19 protein-coding genes and 2 tRNA genes are annotated in these 16,579 nt (G+C 72.9%); 9 read left to right on the top strand and 12 right to left on the bottom strand.

The genetic code is table 11. The features are described 5' to 3' along the window. Window positions 1-96: 96 nt before the first annotated feature. The 3 genes from nusG to ASC54_RS01395 all read right to left on the bottom strand — a co-directional run bounded on the left by nusG (window position 97) and on the right by ASC54_RS01395 (window position 1,570). On the bottom strand, window positions 97-1,047 hold the full coding sequence (gene nusG, locus ASC54_RS01385; protein ID WP_055896210.1) for a transcription termination/antitermination protein NusG: 951 nt from the start codon (window positions 1,045-1,047) through the stop codon (window positions 97-99). A 64-nt stretch (window positions 1,048-1,111) separates the two neighbouring features. Then, window positions 1,112-1,399: a preprotein translocase subunit SecE gene (gene secE / locus ASC54_RS01390; protein ID WP_055859405.1), complete on the bottom strand. Its 288-nt coding sequence runs from the start codon at window positions 1,397-1,399 to the stop codon at window positions 1,112-1,114. A 98-nt stretch (window positions 1,400-1,497) separates the two neighbouring features. Then, window positions 1,498-1,570 (bottom strand) — tRNA-Trp (locus ASC54_RS01395). 207 nt (window positions 1,571-1,777) lie between these two features. Between ASC54_RS01395 and ASC54_RS01400 the strand changes: the two genes are divergently transcribed. Then, a complete protein-coding gene (locus ASC54_RS01400) occupies window positions 1,778-3,013 on the top strand; it encodes a pyridoxal phosphate-dependent aminotransferase (protein WP_055896213.1) in 1,236 nt (411 codons plus the stop codon). 134 nt (window positions 3,014-3,147) lie between these two features. On the opposite strand, the gene ASC54_RS01405 is transcribed toward ASC54_RS01400, so the two are convergent. The 3 genes from ASC54_RS01405 to ASC54_RS01415 form a co-directional block, all read right to left on the bottom strand. Continuing rightward, window positions 3,148-3,504 carry an Lsr2 family protein gene (locus ASC54_RS01405; RefSeq protein WP_055858197.1) on the bottom strand — a complete coding sequence of 119 codons (357 nt, stop codon included), beginning with the start codon at window positions 3,502-3,504 and terminating at the stop codon, window positions 3,148-3,150. Between the two features lie 659 nt (window positions 3,505-4,163). Beyond that, window positions 4,164-4,808 (bottom strand): response regulator transcription factor, encoded by a 645-nt coding sequence (locus ASC54_RS01410; protein WP_055896216.1) that lies wholly within the window; start codon window positions 4,806-4,808, stop codon window positions 4,164-4,166. Beyond that, a complete protein-coding gene (locus ASC54_RS01415) occupies window positions 4,805-6,100 on the bottom strand; it encodes an ATP-binding protein (RefSeq protein ID WP_055896219.1) in 1,296 nt (431 codons plus the stop codon). The genes ASC54_RS01410 and ASC54_RS01415 overlap by 4 nt, the downstream gene beginning before the upstream one ends. 114 nt (window positions 6,101-6,214) lie before the next feature. Between ASC54_RS01415 and ASC54_RS01420 the strand changes: the two genes are divergently transcribed. The 6 genes from ASC54_RS01420 to ASC54_RS01445 all read left to right on the top strand — a co-directional run bounded on the left by ASC54_RS01420 (window position 6,215) and on the right by ASC54_RS01445 (window position 11,700). Further along, entirely contained in the window at window positions 6,215-7,705 is a 1,491-nt protein-coding gene (locus tag ASC54_RS01420) for a PspC domain-containing protein (RefSeq protein WP_055896222.1), read from the top strand. Beyond that, window positions 7,702-7,983, top strand: coding sequence for a hypothetical protein (locus ASC54_RS01425; RefSeq protein WP_055896224.1), 282 nt, complete (start codon window positions 7,702-7,704; stop codon window positions 7,981-7,983). The genes ASC54_RS01420 and ASC54_RS01425 overlap by 4 nt, the downstream gene beginning before the upstream one ends. Window positions 7,984-8,100: 117 nt before the next feature. Then, window positions 8,101-8,994 carry an ABC transporter ATP-binding protein gene (locus tag ASC54_RS01430; RefSeq protein WP_055896227.1) on the top strand — a complete coding sequence of 298 codons (894 nt, stop codon included), beginning with the start codon at window positions 8,101-8,103 and terminating at the stop codon, window positions 8,992-8,994. Continuing rightward, entirely contained in the window at window positions 8,994-9,872 is an 879-nt protein-coding gene (locus ASC54_RS01435) for an ABC transporter permease (RefSeq protein ID WP_055896230.1), read from the top strand. The genes ASC54_RS01430 and ASC54_RS01435 overlap by 1 nt, the downstream gene beginning before the upstream one ends. A gap of 11 nt (window positions 9,873-9,883) precedes the next feature. After that, a complete protein-coding gene (locus ASC54_RS01440; RefSeq protein ID WP_055896233.1) occupies window positions 9,884-11,086 on the top strand; it encodes a sensor histidine kinase in 1,203 nt (400 codons plus the stop codon). Further along, window positions 11,083-11,700, top strand: a complete 618-nt coding sequence (locus ASC54_RS01445) for a response regulator transcription factor (protein ID WP_055896236.1) — start codon at window positions 11,083-11,085, stop codon at window positions 11,698-11,700. Before ASC54_RS01440 ends, ASC54_RS01445 begins: the two co-directional genes overlap by 4 nt. A gap of 18 nt (window positions 11,701-11,718) precedes the next feature. Here the strand turns inward: ASC54_RS01445 and ASC54_RS01450 are convergent, their stop codons facing one another. The 5 genes from ASC54_RS01450 to ASC54_RS13120 all read right to left on the bottom strand — a co-directional run bounded on the left by ASC54_RS01450 (window position 11,719) and on the right by ASC54_RS13120 (window position 14,925). Then, window positions 11,719-12,840: a UDP-N-acetylmuramate dehydrogenase gene (locus tag ASC54_RS01450; protein ID WP_055896239.1), complete on the bottom strand. Its 1,122-nt coding sequence runs from the start codon at window positions 12,838-12,840 to the stop codon at window positions 11,719-11,721. Between the two features lie 12 nt (window positions 12,841-12,852). Next, window positions 12,853-13,266, bottom strand: coding sequence for a MaoC/PaaZ C-terminal domain-containing protein (locus tag ASC54_RS01455; RefSeq protein ID WP_082514776.1), 414 nt, complete (start codon window positions 13,264-13,266; stop codon window positions 12,853-12,855). After that, window positions 13,263-13,712, bottom strand: coding sequence for a MaoC family dehydratase N-terminal domain-containing protein (locus ASC54_RS01460; RefSeq protein WP_055896242.1), 450 nt, complete (start codon window positions 13,710-13,712; stop codon window positions 13,263-13,265). The genes ASC54_RS01455 and ASC54_RS01460 overlap by 4 nt, the downstream gene beginning before the upstream one ends. 86 nt (window positions 13,713-13,798) lie before the next feature. Then, window positions 13,799-14,683 (bottom strand): phosphotransferase family protein, encoded by an 885-nt coding sequence (locus ASC54_RS01465; protein WP_055896244.1) that lies wholly within the window; start codon window positions 14,681-14,683, stop codon window positions 13,799-13,801. Between the two features lie 77 nt (window positions 14,684-14,760). After that, entirely contained in the window at window positions 14,761-14,925 is a 165-nt protein-coding gene (locus tag ASC54_RS13120; protein ID WP_235451354.1) for a hypothetical protein, read from the bottom strand. A gap of 161 nt (window positions 14,926-15,086) precedes the next feature. Here ASC54_RS13120 and ASC54_RS01475 point away from each other — a divergent pair, with 161 nt between their 5' ends. Together ASC54_RS01475 and ASC54_RS01480 are read left to right on the top strand one after the other, a co-directional pair. Further along, window positions 15,087-15,734 carry a hypothetical protein gene (locus ASC54_RS01475; protein WP_156376691.1) on the top strand — a complete coding sequence of 216 codons (648 nt, stop codon included), beginning with the start codon at window positions 15,087-15,089 and terminating at the stop codon, window positions 15,732-15,734. Window positions 15,735-15,797: 63 nt separating this feature from the next. Further along, window positions 15,798-16,430: a LysE family translocator gene (locus tag ASC54_RS01480; protein ID WP_055896250.1), complete on the top strand. Its 633-nt coding sequence runs from the start codon at window positions 15,798-15,800 to the stop codon at window positions 16,428-16,430. Between the two features lie 42 nt (window positions 16,431-16,472). Here the strand turns inward: ASC54_RS01480 and ASC54_RS01485 are convergent. After that, window positions 16,473-16,546 (bottom strand) — tRNA-Met (locus ASC54_RS01485). Between the last annotated feature and the right edge of the window lie 33 nt (window positions 16,547-16,579).

Below are 16,579 nucleotides of genomic sequence, written 5' to 3' on the forward strand. Positions count from 1 at the left end.
CCTTCGTGTCGTGCGGCGGCCGGGTGGCCGACGCGCTCCCGCCTGCTCGGCGAATCCGAGCCGCGGTGAACTGCGGGCCCGAAGGCCCAGGGGATGTTAGAGCTTGGTGACCTGGTCGAAGCTGAGCTCGACCGGGGTCTCGCGCTCGAACAGCGACACGAGCACGATGAGCTTGCCGCTCTCGGGCTTGATCTCGCTGATCGTGCCGGGGAGCCCCGCGAACGAGCCCTCCTTGATCGTGATCGTCTCGCCGGCCTCGAAGTCGATCTCGGCGGGGATGGAGCGCGCGGTGGTCGCGCCGCCCTTGGCCGCGCCCGCCTTGGCGGGAGCCTCGGCGATCTGCACGGTCGACTTCAGCATGTTGAAGGCCTCATCGAAGCGCAGCGGCGTCGGGTTGTGGGCGTTGCCCACGAAGCCGGTGACGCCGGGCGTGTGGCGCACGACCGACCAGCTGTCCTCGTTCAGATCCATGCGGACGAGCACGTAGCTGGGGATCCGGACGCGGTTGACGAGCTTCCGCTGGCCGTTCTTGATCTCGACCACGTCCTCCATGGGGACCTGCACCTCGTGGATGCTCTCCTCCATGTTCATGGAGACGCGGCGGTTCTCGATGTTCGACTTCACGCGCTTCTCGAAGCCCGCGTACGAGTGCACGACGTACCACTTGCCGGGCTTGACGCGCAGCTCGCGCTTGAACTCGTCGTAGGGGTCGACCTCGACCGGCTCCTCGTCGGCGGCCTCCGCGGCGTCGTCCTCCGCCTCGTCCTCGGTCGCCTCGGCGGCGGCCTCGGCCTCGTCGGCGGAGTCGATGTCGAGGGCGTCCTCGACGATCGCGTCGGCCTCGGGGTCGACGGCGGTCTCGAGCGCGTCGAACAGGTCGGACAGGTCGGGCTCGTCCTCGTCCACGATGTGCATCGCGGAGCGCTCGGCGGCGTCGGCCGAGTGCTCGTCGGCCTCGAGGGTGTTGCCCTCCTGCGCCTCGTCCTCCTCGGAGGACTGCTCGGCAGCGGTCGCGAGGTCGATGTCGCGGCGGTGGTCGTCGGTCACTGGATCTCTTTCCGTTGGCAGTACTGGGCCGGTGCGGCTGGTGGAGCGGTTCGGGGCAGGGGCGCTAGCCGCCCGTGACGGCCGATCCGTCGCCGAAGACGAACGACACCACCCACCCGAACACGAGGTCGAGGCCCGAGACGAGCGCCATCATGATGATCACGAACACGAGCACGACCAGGGTGTAGGTGATGAGCTCGCGCCGGGTCGGAGTGACGACCTTGCCGAGCTCGTTGAACACCTGACGGATGAACAGCGCGATGCGGCCGAAGGGTCCGCGCTTCTCGGCGCGGTCCTTCCTGGCGTTCTCGACGATGTCCTCGTTGGGCTCGTCGACCACGTTTCTTGCCACGTTCACACTGCCTTCCGACTGTCGTCGGGCTCTGAGGAGCCCGTATCACCGAGACCGGGGCGTTCCCGTACGGGAGCGCCCCGAGCCCGATCGATCTGCAGGGCGGACAGGACTCGAACCTGCAACCTGCGGTTTTGGAGACCGCTGCTCTACCAATTGAGCCACCGCCCTCGGCGTGGTCGAACTCGGGCATGCTTCACCGCGGTCGGGTTCCGGGGGATTCGCCAGAATGACGGCGCGGCAAAGCTTGGCAGAGTTCAACTACCTCGACCAGTGTAGGTGACGCTCCGGGGCGAGTCCAGCCGAGGCCCGAGCCGGGCATCCGCGCCCTCGTTCGAGACGAGCGCGCGGGGCCCGTGAGCGCTTCGCGCGGGGCGGATGCCCGCCCGTAGACTTCCCGTCGTGACCGCAGACCCCTCCCGCATCTCCGCTCGCATCGCCGCGATCGCCGAATCCGCGACCCTCAAGGTCGACGCGAAGGCCAAGGCCCTCAAGGCCGCCGGCCGGCCCGTCATCTCGTACGCCGCCGGCGAGCCCGACTTCGCGACGCCCGACCACATCGTCGAGGCCGCCGTCGCCGCCGCGCGCGACCCGAGGAACCACCGCTACACGCCCGCCGCGGGCCTGCCCGAGCTGCGCGAGGCGGTCGCCGAGAAGACGCTGCGCGACTCGGGCCTCGAGGTGAGCGCGAGCCGCGTCATCATCACCAACGGCGGCAAGCAGGCCGTCTTCCAGGCCTTCGCGACGATCGTCGGCGACGGCGACGAGGTTCTGCTGCCCGCCCCGTACTGGACGACCTACCCCGAGGTCGTGCGCCTCGCGGGCGGCGTGCCCGTCGAGGTCTTCGCCGGCAGCGACCAGAACTACCTGGTCACGGTCGAGCAGCTCGAGGCGGCGCGCACCCCCCGCACGAAGGTGCTGCTGTTCGTGAGCCCCTCGAACCCCACCGGCTCGGTCTACAGCCCCGAGCAGACGCGCGCGATCGGCGAGTGGGCGCTCGAGCACGGCATCTGGGTCATCACCGACGAGATCTACCAGGCGCTCACCTACGACGGCGAGCGCGCGATCTCGATCGTCGAGGCCGTGCCCGGGCTCGCGGACACGACCATCCTCGTCAACGGCGTCGCGAAGACCTACGCGATGACCGGATGGCGCGTGGGCTGGATGGTCGGCCCGACGGACGCGATCGCCGCGGCCTCCAACCTGCAATCGCACCTCTCCTCCAACGTCGCGAACGTGTCGCAGCGCGCCGCCCTCGCGGCCCTCACGGGACCGCAGGACGCGGTCGTGACGATGCGCGAGGCGTTCGACCGCCGGCGGAGGGTCGCGGTCGCCGAGCTCAACCGGATCCCCGGCATGGTCACGCCGACGCCGACGGGCGCGTTCTACGTCTACCCCGACGTCACGGGCCTCCTCGGCTGCGAGTGGGGCGGGGTGACGCCGACGTCGTCGCTCGAGCTCGCCGACCTCATCCTGGAGCAGGCGGAGGTCGCCGCGGTGCCCGGCGAGGCGTTCGGCCCGAGCGGCTATCTGCGCTTCAGCTACGCGCTCGGCGACGACGACCTGCTGGCGGGCATCCAGCGGCTGCAGTCGCTCTTCGGCACGCGCGACTAGGCGGGGTCGGGCCCGCCGCCGGCGGCGGCGCCGGCCCCGTGGGGATGCTGCCCGCTCGACGAGAACGGCCCCGCACGATGATCGTGCGGGGCCGTTCTCGTTCCGCGCGGCTGCCGGTGCAGCGGCGAGTGCAGCTACTTCGCGGCGGCGTACGCCTCGCGGATCTCGGCGGCGATGCGGCCGCGGTCGCCGACGGGGTAGCCGTTGGCCTGCGCCCACTCGCGGATCGCCTGCGTCTCGGCGCTGCTGCCGGCCGAGGCGCGCTTGCGGCCCGGGGCCTTCGCCGCGGGGGCGGCGGCGCGGGCCGAGCTCGCGGAGCGGGCCTTGGCGATGAACGGCGCGAGCGCGCTGCGGAGCTGCTCGGCGTTCGCGTTCGTGAGGTCGATCTCGTAGTGCCTGCCGTCGAGGCCGAACGAGACGGTGCCGCCCTCGCCCTGGCCGATGATGCCGCCGTCGAGGTCGTCGACGAGTTCGGTGGTGATGCGCTTCACGAGGTGCTCCTTGGAATCGTACGAGTCGCGGCGCGGCGCGCGCGCGAGGGAATTGCGCCGATCAGCGAATCGCGGCGGAACATATACGCGGAGGGCGCTAATCGTCGGTGCCGAGCATAAATGCCCGGTGCCGCATCAGCGTACTGCTATTCACAGAGCTAAGGTGCGCAATTCTGCTGAGCGCTCGTCATTTCGAAGGCAATTCCGAGAATTACTGTCGCACGGTCGATTGTGCGCGTCGACGTGATTCTGGGACGGACTGTATGGGCGTCGGATGGACGGGAGCTCGCGTCGGAAGTCGACCCCGCGCCGAGACGGGTTCTTGCGTCGAGACGGGCGTTCGAAAAGCCCAATTCGGTGCAGAAGTCCGTATCGATTCGGGGGTGGGCTGGCGCGGGGCAGCGCGAGGCGGGGGCATCGTAAGCGTCGCAGCGAGGAGGACGACGAGTGAGGGTGTTTGCAGCGACCAGGCCCGCGAGTGAGGGTGTTTGCAGCGACCAGGCCCGCGAGTGAGCGGGTTTGTCGCGACCAGGAGTGCGAGTGAGCGGGTTTGTCGCGAAAGTGCGGGGAATTCCTCGCTCACTCGCGACAAAAGCACGATCTCGCGAAAGGCGAGCCGCGGTTCGCCGCGGGCTGCGGTTCGCCGCAACCCGCCGCGATCAGAGCAGGCGGCGCTCGAGCGCCCAGGCCGTGAGCTCGTGACGGGAGGAGAGCTGCAGCTTCCGCAGCACCGCCGAGACGTGCGACTCCACCGTCTTCACCGAGATGAACAATTCGCCTGCGACCTCTTTATAGGCGTATCCGCGGGCGATGAGCCGCATGACCTCGCGCTCGCGCGCGCTCAGGCGGTCGAGCTCGTCGTCGTCGGCCGCCTGCTCCCCGGCAACCGCACCGAAGGCGTCGAGCACGAACCCGGCAAGGCGAGGCGAGAACACCGCGTCACCGCCCGCGACGGCGTCGATCGCGCGGGCGACCTCCGCCCCCGACGAGCCCTTCGTGATGTATCCGCGAGCGCCGGCGCGGATGACGCCGACGACGTCCTCCGCCGAGTCGCTCACGCTCAGGGCGAGGAAGCGCACGCGGTCGAGCAGCGCCGCGCTCGAGCGGATCACCTCGGCCCCTCCTCCGCCCGCACCGCCGGGTAGGTGCACGTCGAGCAGGACGACCTCGGGCTCGAGCTCGGCGATGCGCGCGACCGCCTCATCGACCGTCGCCGCCTCGCCGACGACCTCGACGACGTCGCCGAGGTCGGCGCGCAGGCCCGAGCGGAAGATCGAGTGGTCGTCGACGATGAGCACTCTCATGCGGACTCCTCGGGGGTCGCGGGCGATGCGGTTGCGGGAGGCGGGGCCGCCGCGGGCACGGGGGCCGGCACGAGCACGGAGGCCGGGGAGGGCTCGGACGCGGACGCTCCGGCGGGCGCGGCGAACGGGAGGCGCAGAGCGACCTCGGTGCCGGAGGCGAGGCGCGTGACGGTGGCCGAGCCGCCGTGGCGCGCCATGCGGCGGAGGATCGACTCGCGCACCCCCAGGCGATCGTCCGGGATGGCGGCCGGATCGAAGCCGGGGCCGCGGTCGCGCACCCAGAGCTCGAGGGCATCCGCCCGCAGCTCGACGTAGACGCTCACCTCGCCGCCCGCGTGGCGCGCAGCGTTGAGCATCGCCTCGCGCGCGGCCGCGAGCACCGGCTCGAACTCGTGCCCCGAGAAGTCGCCCGTCGTGACGACGTCGAACCGCACGGGGTGCCGCAGCTCGATCTCGAGCGCCGCCTGCCGCAGCTGGGCGGCGAAGTCGGCGTCGCTCGGCTTGGTGCCGGCGAAGAGCCAGTCGCGGAGCTCGCGCTCCTGCGCGCGGGCGAGGCGCGCGACCTCGCTCCCGGGCTCGGCGCGGTTCTGGATGAGCGCGAGCGTCTGCAGCACGCTGTCGTGCAGGTGGGCCGCGACCTCGGCGCGGCTCTCCTCCCGCACGCGCGCCGAGCGCTCGGCGATGAGCGTCGACCACAGCCCGACGACGAGCGGGGCGACGAAGACCCCGGTGCCGCCGATGATCATGATGAGCGCGACGATCACGGTCGTCGCGCCCGGGTTCGCGGCGAGCACGACGAGGGCGGTGACGATGAGGCCGCCCGCGGCGATCGATCGCACGATGACGCCCGCGCGCTCGCTGCGCGCGGGGTCGTGCCGGTCGAGCAGCAGGCTCCAGGCGACGGATGCCCCCGCGAGCAGCAGGGTCATGAACGCGGCATCGACGGGGTCGGCCCGGTCGCGCGTCACCGCGGCGGCGATCGTGACGAGCCCGGCGACCCCCGCGGCGAGGAGGAGCAGGATCGCGCCGGGGACGCAGCGGCGCACGGCGAGGGGCGCATCCGCCCGCACGGGCACGGGGTCGTCACCGGGTCGCTCGCCGCGCAGGGGGGTGAGCGCCCACAGCCAGGCGTACAGGAGGGCGCCGCCGCCGCCGAGCACGGTCAGCACCACGAGCGCGAACCGGACCCGGCCGAGCGACCAGCCGAGGTGGTCGGCGAGCGCCCTCGACACCCCGCTCAGCAGCACGTCGCGCGGGCGCGCGAGCGGCGGGCGGTCGACGAGGGCTGTCACGCGCTCAGTCAAGCATCCGGCGCGCGGGTCGGGGGCCCCCGGAAGCGAAGATCAGGGGCCGATCAGGGGAGACCCCGATAGCGAGCGGGCGACGGCGCGCGGGAGCATCGCCTCATGACCGATCCGACCACCCCCGACGGCGCGCCCGCCGCGCCCCCGCCGCCGCCTCCCGCGAGCGGCTCCGCCCGCTTCTTCGCCTGGCTGCGCTCGCTGCTCCTGACCCGCGAGCCGGGCTGGCTCGGCGGCGTCGCCTCCGGAATCGCCCTGCGGCTGCGCATCGATCCGCTCATCGTGCGCGGCATCCTCGTCGTCCTCGCGATCTTCTCCTTCCCCGTCGCCCTCTTCTACGCGCTCGCCTGGGCGTTCCTCCCCGATCACACGGGCAAGATCCACGCCGAGGAGGTCTCGCGCGGCCGCATCGAGTCCGGCTTCGTCGGCGCCGCGGTGCTGTTCGTGCTCGGCCTGCTCGGGATCGCCGACGGCGGCCCCGTCCTCTGGGACGCCGGCTACGGCTGGGACGGCGGCATGATGCACAGCTGGCCCGGAATGGGGATCGCCGCCCTCATCGGCCTCATCTGGACCGTCGCCGTCATCGGCGGCGTGATCTGGCTCATCGTGTGGCTCGTGCGCCGCTCGAAGAGCACCGCCGCGACGCCGACGGCGGGCGCGCCCGGCGCGACGTACGTCGCCGGGGCGGGCACGGCATCCGCGCCCCCCACCGCCGCCAGCACCGCCGACGCGACCGCGACGACGCCGATGCCGGCCGCCGCCGCGCCGGGCGTTGCGCCTGCCGACGGCGGCATGGATGCCTGGCGCGCGCAGCAGAGCGCCGACCGGGCCCAGCGCGACGCGTTCGTCTCCGCGGACGAGGCCGCCCGCCGGCAGGCCGAGGCGGACCGCCTCGCCGCCGAGAGCCGCGCGCGGGCCGCCGAGTACGAGAGGCAGCGCGAACTGCGCCGTCGCACACGCTCGCACCCGCTGTTCACGCTCGCGGCCGTCGGCCTCGCGCTGATCGCGGGCGCCGTGACGACGCTCACCTCGGGCGGGACGGAGATCGAGCGCGGCGACGTCGTCCTCGGCTTCGCGGTCGCGGTCGGCGTGCTCGGGCTCGCGATCATCGTCAACGGCGTCATCGGGAAGCGCTCCGGCGGCTCGACGGCCGCCGCGATCGTCGCCCTCATCGGCCTCGCGATCGCCGGTGCCTCCCCGGGCGCCGGAAGCGACCTGCGGTTCGTCGGCTCGGGCGAGTACGCCCCGCTCTTCACCGACGACGACGATCAGTCATACGTCGTCGGGGCGGGCTCGACCACGGTCGACCTCGCCGACTACTGGGACGGCACGCGCTCCGGCGGCGGGCTCGAGGGCGTCGTGACGATCGTCGCGGGCGCCGGCGACGTCACCGTCGTCCTGCCCGAGCAGGGTGCGGTCGAGTGGGAGATCGTCTCCGGCGCCGGCGACGCGACCCTCGTCGAGGGCGACGAGAGCAGGACGATTCCCCGCGAGAGCGGGCTCGACTCGCCCGACGGCGGCGACCGACTGCTGCGGCTCGAGGTCATCTCGGGCGCCGGCGACATCCTCTTCACCACGGAAGGAACGGACCGATGAGCACCGACACCACCTACGGCCCCGGCCCCTCGGGCGCCGCCGCCCTCGAGCCGCTGCGACCGCGCGTCTCGACCATCATCTGGGGCGTCATCCTGGTCGGCATCGCCGCCCTGGCCCTCCTCGCCGAGCTCGGCTGGCTCGACGAGCTCCCCAACGGCTCGGTGCCGATCATCCTCGTCGCGGGCGTCGGCGGGCTGCTCGTGATCGGCGCGATCATCGGGGCGGCGACCTCGGGGGCACGGCGCGAGAGCCGGGCATCCGGCATCACCGGCGACTGACCGCGGGACGCACCGCGCACCGCCGAACTCGCGGGCGGGGGCCTCCACCGATCGGTGGAGTCGACGACAGGCCGAACGGCCGTTGCCGACACGGCGCCCGCCCGCGAGACTCATGCCATGACCACTCCTCAGAACGTCGTCGAGGTGCGCGATCTGCGCAAGACCTACGACGACACGGCGGCCCTCGACGGCTTGAGCTTCGACATCCACCGCGGCGAGACCTTCGCCCTGCTCGGCCCCAACGGCGCGGGCAAGTCGACCGCGATCGAGATCCTCGAGGGGTACCGCCGGCGCACCTCCGGCGAGGTGCGCGTGCTCGACACCGACCCCGAGAAGGCGGGCCTCGACTGGAAGGCCCGGCTCGGCATCGTCCTGCAGAGCTCGGGCGAGGTCGGAGCGGTCACCGTCCGCGAGCAGCTGACCCACTTCGCCGCGCTGTACCCGAACCCGCGCGACGTCGACGAGGTCATCGCCGCGGTGGGCCTCGAGGAGAAGGCCGGCGCGCTCATCCGCAAGCTCTCGGGCGGGCAGCGCCGCCGCGTCGACGTCGCGGTCGGCATCATCGGCCGGCCCGAGCTGCTCTTCCTCGACGAGCCGACCACGGGCTTCGACCCCGAGGCGCGCCGCAGCTTCTGGGCGCTCGTGCGGCAGCTGCAGAGCGAGGGCACGACGATCCTGCTCACGACGCACTACCTCGACGAGGCCGCGCAGCTCGGCGACCGCGCGGGCGTCATCGCGAACGGCCGCATGGTCGACCTCGCTCCGATCGACGAGCTGGGCGGGGCGGATGCGCGCATCCCGATCGTGCGCTGGGTCGAGCAGGGCGCCGTGCGCGAGGAGCGCACGCACGCCCCCGCCGCGGCCGTTGCCGCGCTCGTCGCCCGGCTCGGCGGCGAGCCGGAGGGGCTCGAGGTGATCCGCCCGAGCCTGGAGGACGTCTACCTCGACCTGGTCGGCCGCGAGCACGCGACCGACCTCGCCTCGCCCGAGACCGTGATGGAGACCCGCTGATGGCCACGCACCCGACCGCGACCGGCGAGGCCGGCGCGCGCCCGGCATCCCCCGCTCTCGGCTCGCCGATCGCCCGTGCCCTGCGGCTGGGGCTGCTGCGCATCGGCTACGAGGTGCGCGCCTACTTCAGGCAGGGCGACACGGTGTTCTTCACCTTCCTCTTCCCCGTCGTGATGCTCACGATCTTCTCCGTCTCGTTCAGCGAGGCGAGCTTCGGGCAGACCGCCGACGGCGAGGAGATCACCGCCGCGTGGTTCTTCCTGCCGGCGATGCTCGCCGCGGGCGTGCTGCTGAGCGGCCTGCAGAACCTCGCGATCGACATCGCGGTCGAGAAGAGCAACGGCACGCTCAAGCGGCTCGCCGGCTCGCCGCTGCCAGTCGTCAGCTACTTCATCGGCAAGATCGGGCAGTCGGTCGTGACGGGCGTGCTGCAGGCGGTCGTCCTCCTGCTGCTCGCGTTCACGGTCTTCCAGGTGCCGCTACCGGAGGAGCCCGCGCGCTGGGGCGACTTCGCGTGGATCTTCCTGCTCGGCGTCATCACCTCCGCCATCCTCGGCATCGCGCTCTCGGCCGTGCCGCGCAGCGGGGCCTCGGCGACGGCCGTCGTGATCCCGATCACCCTCGTGCTGCAGTTCATCTCGGGCGTCTACCTGCGCTTCAGCGACCTGCCCGACTGGCTGCAGAGCGTCGCATCGATCTTCCCGCTCAAGTGGATGGCGCAGGGCATGCGCAGCGTCTTCCTGCCCGACGAGCTCGTCGTGCTCGAGCAGAACGAGAGCTGGGATCAGCCGGGAATCGCCCTCGCGCTCGCGGTGTGGCTCGTCGCGGGGCTGGTCCTGACGCGGCTGACGTTCCGCTGGATCCGGCGCGACTCGTAGGCGGGGCGGTCATGACCGACCGGTCGGATGCGCGGGGGCGCGTGACCTGGTGGGATGCGGCCGTCGTCGGGGTCGCCGCCCTCCTGGCCGTGCTGCTGCTCCTGCAGTCCGCCGAGCCGTGGCGGCTCGCGACGGGCGGAGCAGGGCTCGCGCTGCTCGTCGCCTCCTGGATCTCCCTCGGCCGCCGCGGCCCCGAGGCGCCGACCGCACCGTGGTTCGTCGCGCTCGCGACGGTCGCCGCTGGCGTCGCCGTCGCCGGGTATCCGACGCTCGCGATCGTCCAGGTCGTCGTCTACCCGATCGCCTGGGTCTACGCGCCGACGGTGCGGCGCGCGATCGTGCAGAACATCGGCGTCGCGATCGCCGTCGGCATCGGATTCCTCGTCTCGCTCGGCACCTCGCCGGACGACCTCGCGCAGACGGCCTTCTCGATGGTGCTGTCGCTCGGCTTCAGCCTCGCGATGGGTCTGTGGATCTCGCGCGTCACCGAGCTCGGCGAGCGCAACGGCGCCCTGCTGCGCGAGCTGCAGGGCGCGCAGGAGCAGATCGCCGCGCTCAACCGCGACGCCGGCGCCGCCGCCGAGCGCGAGCGCCTCGCCCGCGAGCTGCACGACACCATCGCGCAGGACCTCACGGGCCTCGTGCTGCTCGCTCAGCGCGCCCGACGCTCGGGCGGCGACCCCGAGGTACTCGCCCTCATCGAGGACGTCGCGCGCGAGACGCTCGGCGAGACCCGCGCGCTCGTCGCCGCGGGCGCCGCCGTCGCCGGGGCGACCGCGGCCAGGGACGCCGACGAGCGGCTCGACCTCTCCGGCGCGCTCGACCGACTCGCCGAGCGCTTCGAGCGCGAGACCGGGGTCGTCGTGTCGATCGCCCGCGCTGAGCGCGACCCGCTCGACGGCTCGGTGCTGCCGCGCGACGTCGAGGTGGTCGTGCTGCGGTGCGCGCAGGAGGCTCTCGCCAATGCGCGGAAGCACGCGCGGGCATCCCGCATGGAGATCGCGATCGGGCGCACGCCCGACGCGGTCACCCTCCGCGTCGCCGACGACGGCATCGGCTTCGACCCGGCCGCCGCGCGCGACGGCTTCGGGCTCGCCGGCATGCGCGATCGCCTCGCCCTCGTCGAGGGATCGCTCGACGTCGCGAGCGCCCCCGGCCGCGGCACCGTGCTCGGGGTGCGCGTGCCCGTCGCGACCGAGGGGGTGCGCGCGTGATCCGGGTGCTCGTCGCCGACGACCACGCCGTCGTGCGCGCCGGCATCGTCGCGCTGCTCGACGACGTCGACGGCATCGAGGTCGTCGGGCAGGCGGCCGACGGCCTCGCCGCCGTCGAGGAGGCGCGTCGCCTGCGCCCCGATCTCGTCGTCATGGACGTGCGGATGCCCGGCGCGACGGGCGATGTCGCGACGGCGCGCATCCGCGCCGAGCTGCCCGGCACGCGCGTGCTCATCCTCACGACCTACGAGTCGGACTCCACGATCATCGCCGCGATCGAGGCGGGCGCGAGCGGCTACCTGCTCAAGGCCGCGCCCGCGGAGGAGCTCATCGAGGGCGTGCGGTCGGTCGCCCGCGGCGAGACGGCCCTCTCGCCCGCGATCGCCGCGCAGCTCGTCGCCCGCCTGCGGGCGCCCGCCCCGGCCGAGCTCACGCCGCGCGAGCTCGACGTGCTGCGCCTCGTCGCCGCGGGCTGCTCGAACCGCGTCATCGGCGAGCGCCTCTTCATCGGCGAGGCGACCGTGAAGAGCCACCTGCTGCGCGTGTTCGAGAAGCTCGGGGTGCACGACCGCACGCGCGCGGTGACCCTCGCGATGGAGCGCGGGCTGCTCTAGGCGACGCCGACCGCCGGCCTACAGCTCGAGGTTCACGAACACCGGCTCGGGGTGCAGCACGACCCCGAACTCGCTCATCACGCGCGTCTGGATGTACCGCGCGAGCTGCGCGACCTCCGCCGCCGTCGCGCCGCCGGTGTTGATGAGCGCGAGGGTGTGCTTCTTCGACACCGCCGCGCGCGAGCCCGGCAGGGCGAATCCGCGGGTGATGCCGGCGTGCTCGATGAGCCAGGCGGCGCTGAGCTTCACCTCGTCCGAGGCCGGCTCGGCGGGCGGCGCGGGCTCCGCGCCCAGCGGCATCGCGAGCGCAGGTGGTTCGGGGGCGAGCGGCCAGCGCGGGGCATCCGTCGGCAGCGTTCGCGCGAACGCCTCGCTCACGATGGGATTGGTGAAGAACGAACCGGCGCTCACCGAATTGGGGTCGGCCGCGTCGAGCACCATGCCCTTGCCGGCGCGCAGCGCGAGCACCGCGGCCCGCACGCCGACGAGGGGCGCGCGCTCGCCGATCGCGACGCCGAGCGCCTCGGCGAGCTGGGCGTACTGCACGGGCCGGCTGCGGGCATCCGCATTGTGCTCGAGGGCGAGGTCGACGCTCAGGACGACCGCGCGGGTTCCGCCGTGCTTGAGGACGCTCGTGCGGTAGCCGAGCTTGAGGTCGGGCGCCGGGATCACCCTCCGCTCGCCGTCGTCATCGAGCACCTCGACGGCGATGAGGTTCTCGGCGACCTCCTGCCCGTAGGCGCCGATGTTCTGGATCGGGGCTGCGCCCGTCGACCCGGGGATGCCCGACATCGCCTCGAGCCCCGCCCACCCGTTCTCGACGGTGAGGGCCACGAGCGCGTCCCAGCCCTCGCCCGCCTGCACGCGGAGGCGGATCGGGCGGCTCGAGCCGGGCGCATCGGGCAGCCGCTCGACGCCGCGAGTGGCGATGCGGATGACCGTGCCGTCGACGCCCTCGTCGCCGATGACGACGTTCGAGCCACCGCCGAGGACCCTCCAGTCGTCGAAACCGGCCTGCGCCTCGCGCACGGCGTCGACGAGCTCGTCGATCGTCGCGGCCTCGACGAAGCGCGCGGCCGGGCCGCCGACGCGCAGGGTCGTGTGCGCGGAGAGCGGCTCGTTCTCGCGGGTCGTCGTCATGAGGGGCGTGGGCTAGAGCGCGGTGACGCGCACCTGCGCCTTGCCGAGCACGGTCTGCTCGCCGACCGTCGCGGTGAGGTCGATGCGGGCTCCGGCGTCATCCAGCGCTCCGACCTTGGCCGCGACCGTCACGACGGCGCCGACCTGCGGGTCGACGACGACGGGGCGCGTGAACCGCACCTGGTAGTCGCTGACCCAGCCACGGGCATCCAGCCAATCGACGACGGGCTGCACGGCGAAGCCCATCGTCAGCATTCCGTGGGCGAGCACGCCCGGCAGCCCGACGGCGGCCGCCACGTCGTCGCGATAGTGGATGGGGTTGAAGTCGCCGCTCGCCCCGGCGTAGCGCACGAGGGTGTCGCGCGTGAGCGGGAACGAGCGCTCGGCCACGACCTGGCCGACCTCGAGACCGTCGAGCAGGCTCACGCGTCATCCCCCCGGACGACGAGCGTCGAGATGCTCGTGACGACGTGCGCTCCGTCGCCGTCGACCATGGCGGTCTCGCTCGTGATCATGCTGTTGCCGCCGAGCGTCTTAATGCTCGTCACGCGCAGCGTCGCGGTGAGCTCGTCGCCCGCGACGACGGGGCGCGAGTAGCTGAAGCGCTGGTCGCCGTGCACGACGCGGCTGAAGTCGATGCCCGCGTCCGGCTCGGCGAGCAGTTGCTGCAGCGTGGCCTCGGCGACGACGATTGGAAAGGTCGGGGGAGCCACGACGTCGGCGAAGCCCGCGGCGCGCGCGGCATCCGGGTCGAGGTGCAGCGGGGCCGTGGCGAGCACGGCGCGCGCGAACTCGCGCACCTTCTCGCGCCCCACGAGGTAGGGAGCGACGGGCGGGAAGTCGCGCTCGGTCAGAGCGGGGTTCACGGGCACCGGCCCAGTCTAGGCGGGGCGCGCGCGGCAGGCTCCGGTTCGCAGGCCGTCGATCAGGGGGCGGATGCTCGGCGCGGGCCGAGCCGTCAGTAGAGCGTCTCGCCCAGCAGCCGGTCGAGCATCTCGCGCCCCTGCCCGGCGAAGACGAGGTCGTCGTGCTCGAGCGCCCACGCGATCGTCGCGATCGCCTGCACGGCGTGGAAGGCGTGCAGCACGGCGTGGTCGCGCTCGTCGGGGCGGCGACCGTAGCCGTCGAGGAAGGACTCGCGCAGCAGCGGGGCGTCGAGCCACTCGCGCTGCTCGAGGCGGAACAGGTCCACCGCCCACGGCTCGAACTCGACGGCGGCGAAATCGATGAGGCGCACGTGGCCGTCGGGGCCGAGCATCCAGTTGCGGGAGGAGTTGTCGCGATGCGCCGGAACCATCGGCAGCGGCCCCAGCTCGAGCGAGGTCGCCGCGATTCGCTGGGCGATCTCGAGCTCGGCCTCGCTCGCTGCGTCGCCGACGCGGTCGGCCCAGTAGGCGAACTTCGACATGACGGCGTCGCCGAAGTGGTCGTTCACGACCGCGGGGGTCGAGTCGTGCAGGCGGCGCAGGACCTCGCCGGCGCGCACGTGCACGACCGGGTCGTGCTCGGCATCCGAGCCCTCGACGAGCTCGCCCGGCACGCGCGACAGGATCAGCAGCTGCAGCCGGTCGTCGCTCGCGACCAGGCGCGGAGCGTCGCCGCCGAGCGCGGGCACGTAGAGCTGGTACGCCGAGAGCTCGCGGTGATAGTTGCGGCCGCCGCGGTGCCACTTCGCGATCGCGCGCTCTTCGCCGCGCGTGCGCACCTCGAGCACGCGCGCCTCGCCGTGCGCCCACGAGCGGTCGGCGACGACGTCGACGGGCCCGAGCACGCGGTGCACGTGGTCGAGGGCCTCGGCGTCTGAGGCGATCTCCTCGACGACGCTGTCAGGGGCGCGGTACACGGCGGGCTCCTTCGATACGACGAAGCCCCGGTCACCGAAGTGGTGAGCCGGGGCTTCGTGGAGTCAATGACCGATGACTACTGGCAGCTCTCGCACTGCAGCATGTCCATCGGGTCGACGGGCACCGCGTAGCCGCCGACGGTCTCGTTGTCGTTGTCCATTGCGGACCTCCTGTCGAATCGTTCTCCGGCCTGATCGGCCGGTGGAGTCACACTATATAACGGGAATGACAGGGATGTCATTCCCCCATATCTAGTGTTTCGGCGTGTCGTGGGCGATTCCTCGGATGCCCGCCTCGCGGCGCACGCGCAGGCGGCGGCTCCGCGGTCGCCGTAGCCTGGATGCACCGCGGATGCTCCCCGCGGCTCCCCGGGCTGACGCCCCGACAGTCATGAAGGCCGCCATGCGCTTCTGGTCCCGCCGCGCCGCGCGCGATGAGGCTCGACCGCGCCGCCCGCGCCCCTTCGAGACGCTCGACAACCTCGACCACCTCGTCGACGAGGGCCATCTCGTCGCCCTCGCGGCGGTGCGCCTGTCGACGAAGAACGAGATCGTCCTGCGCACCCTGCGCGACGGCGGCTCGTGGAACGAGGAGGACGGGGTCGCGATGGCGCAGCGCGCGGTCGACGCCCTGCTCGTCGAGCTCGGCCAGACGGCGCACCGGCTCGCGAAGGAGACCCAGCGCGCCACGCCGCTCCCCCTGCCCGACCCGGCCGCTCCCGGCGCGCGTCGACCGGGCCGCGCCGAGCGCGCCCGACTGGCCCGCCTGCGCAAGCACTTCGAGCGTCAGCGCGAGGAGTCGGAGCGCCTGAGCGCCCGCACCCGCACGATGCGCGGCGTCATGGACCGCCTCCGCACCACGCGACAGGACGACGAGACGCTCCGCGAGATCGCCCTCCGCGCGCGCGACGACACCCTCACCGAGCTCGTGCAGGCCCGGCTCATCCCCCGACGCGCAATCGTGCGCCAGACGGAGGAGGAGCAGCGCGAGGCGATCGCCGGCGTCAAGGCCGACCTCGCGCGGCTGCTCGAGGAGCACGAGGGGTACTGAGCGACGCCCGTCGGCCCGCGCGCGTGACGGCTGCGCGGTCGCCGCGGCGCTAGCATCGCGATCGTGAGCGCGACCGAGGCCCTGTGGCAGTTCGCGATCGTCGCCGCCCTGCTGACGATCACCCCCGGCATGGACTCCGCCCTGGTCCTCCACGCCGCCATCCGGCACGGGCGCGGCCCGGCCTTCGCCGCCGGCGCGGGCATCTGCCTCGGCGCCCTCGTCTGGGGCATCGCCGCCGCCCTCGGGCTCTCGGCGCTCTTCGCCGTCTCGGCGCTCGCCTTCACGGTGCTCAAGGTCGTCGGCGCCGCGTACCTCGTCTTCCTGGGGGCGCGGATGCTGTGGTCGGCATTCCGCCCCGGCCACGCCGCCGACGCGACCGCGGCGATCGCGGCGCCGGGCATCCGCGCCGCGGCGACGAAGGGGCTGCTGACGACGCTGCTGAACCCGAAGGTCGCGGTGTTCTACGTCGCCGTGCTGCCGGCGTTCCTGCCGGCGGACGTGCCGGCGGCGCTCTTCGGGGCGGCGCTCGCGAGCATCCACGCGCTCGAGAGCGCGGTGTGGTTCACGATCCTCATCCTCGGCGCGCAGGCGCTGCGGCGCTGGATGGCGCGGGAGTCGACGCAGCGCGGCATCGACGTCGTGACGGGGCTCGCGTTCGTCGGCTTCGGCGCCGCGCTCGCGTTCACCGAGCAGTAGACCGCGCGCAGGAGGACCCGCGCAGAGCGAGTCGAGAAGAAGTAGCGAGGGCGGGACTCGAACCCGCGACACCACGATTATGAGCCGTGTGCTCTAACCACCTGAGCTACCCCGCCGGGCATGGCCCCCACCGCGACCCGAGGGCGACG

The organism is Yonghaparkia sp. Root332 (assembly GCF_001425665.1).
Lineage (GTDB): Bacteria > Actinomycetota > Actinomycetes > Actinomycetales > Microbacteriaceae > Microcella.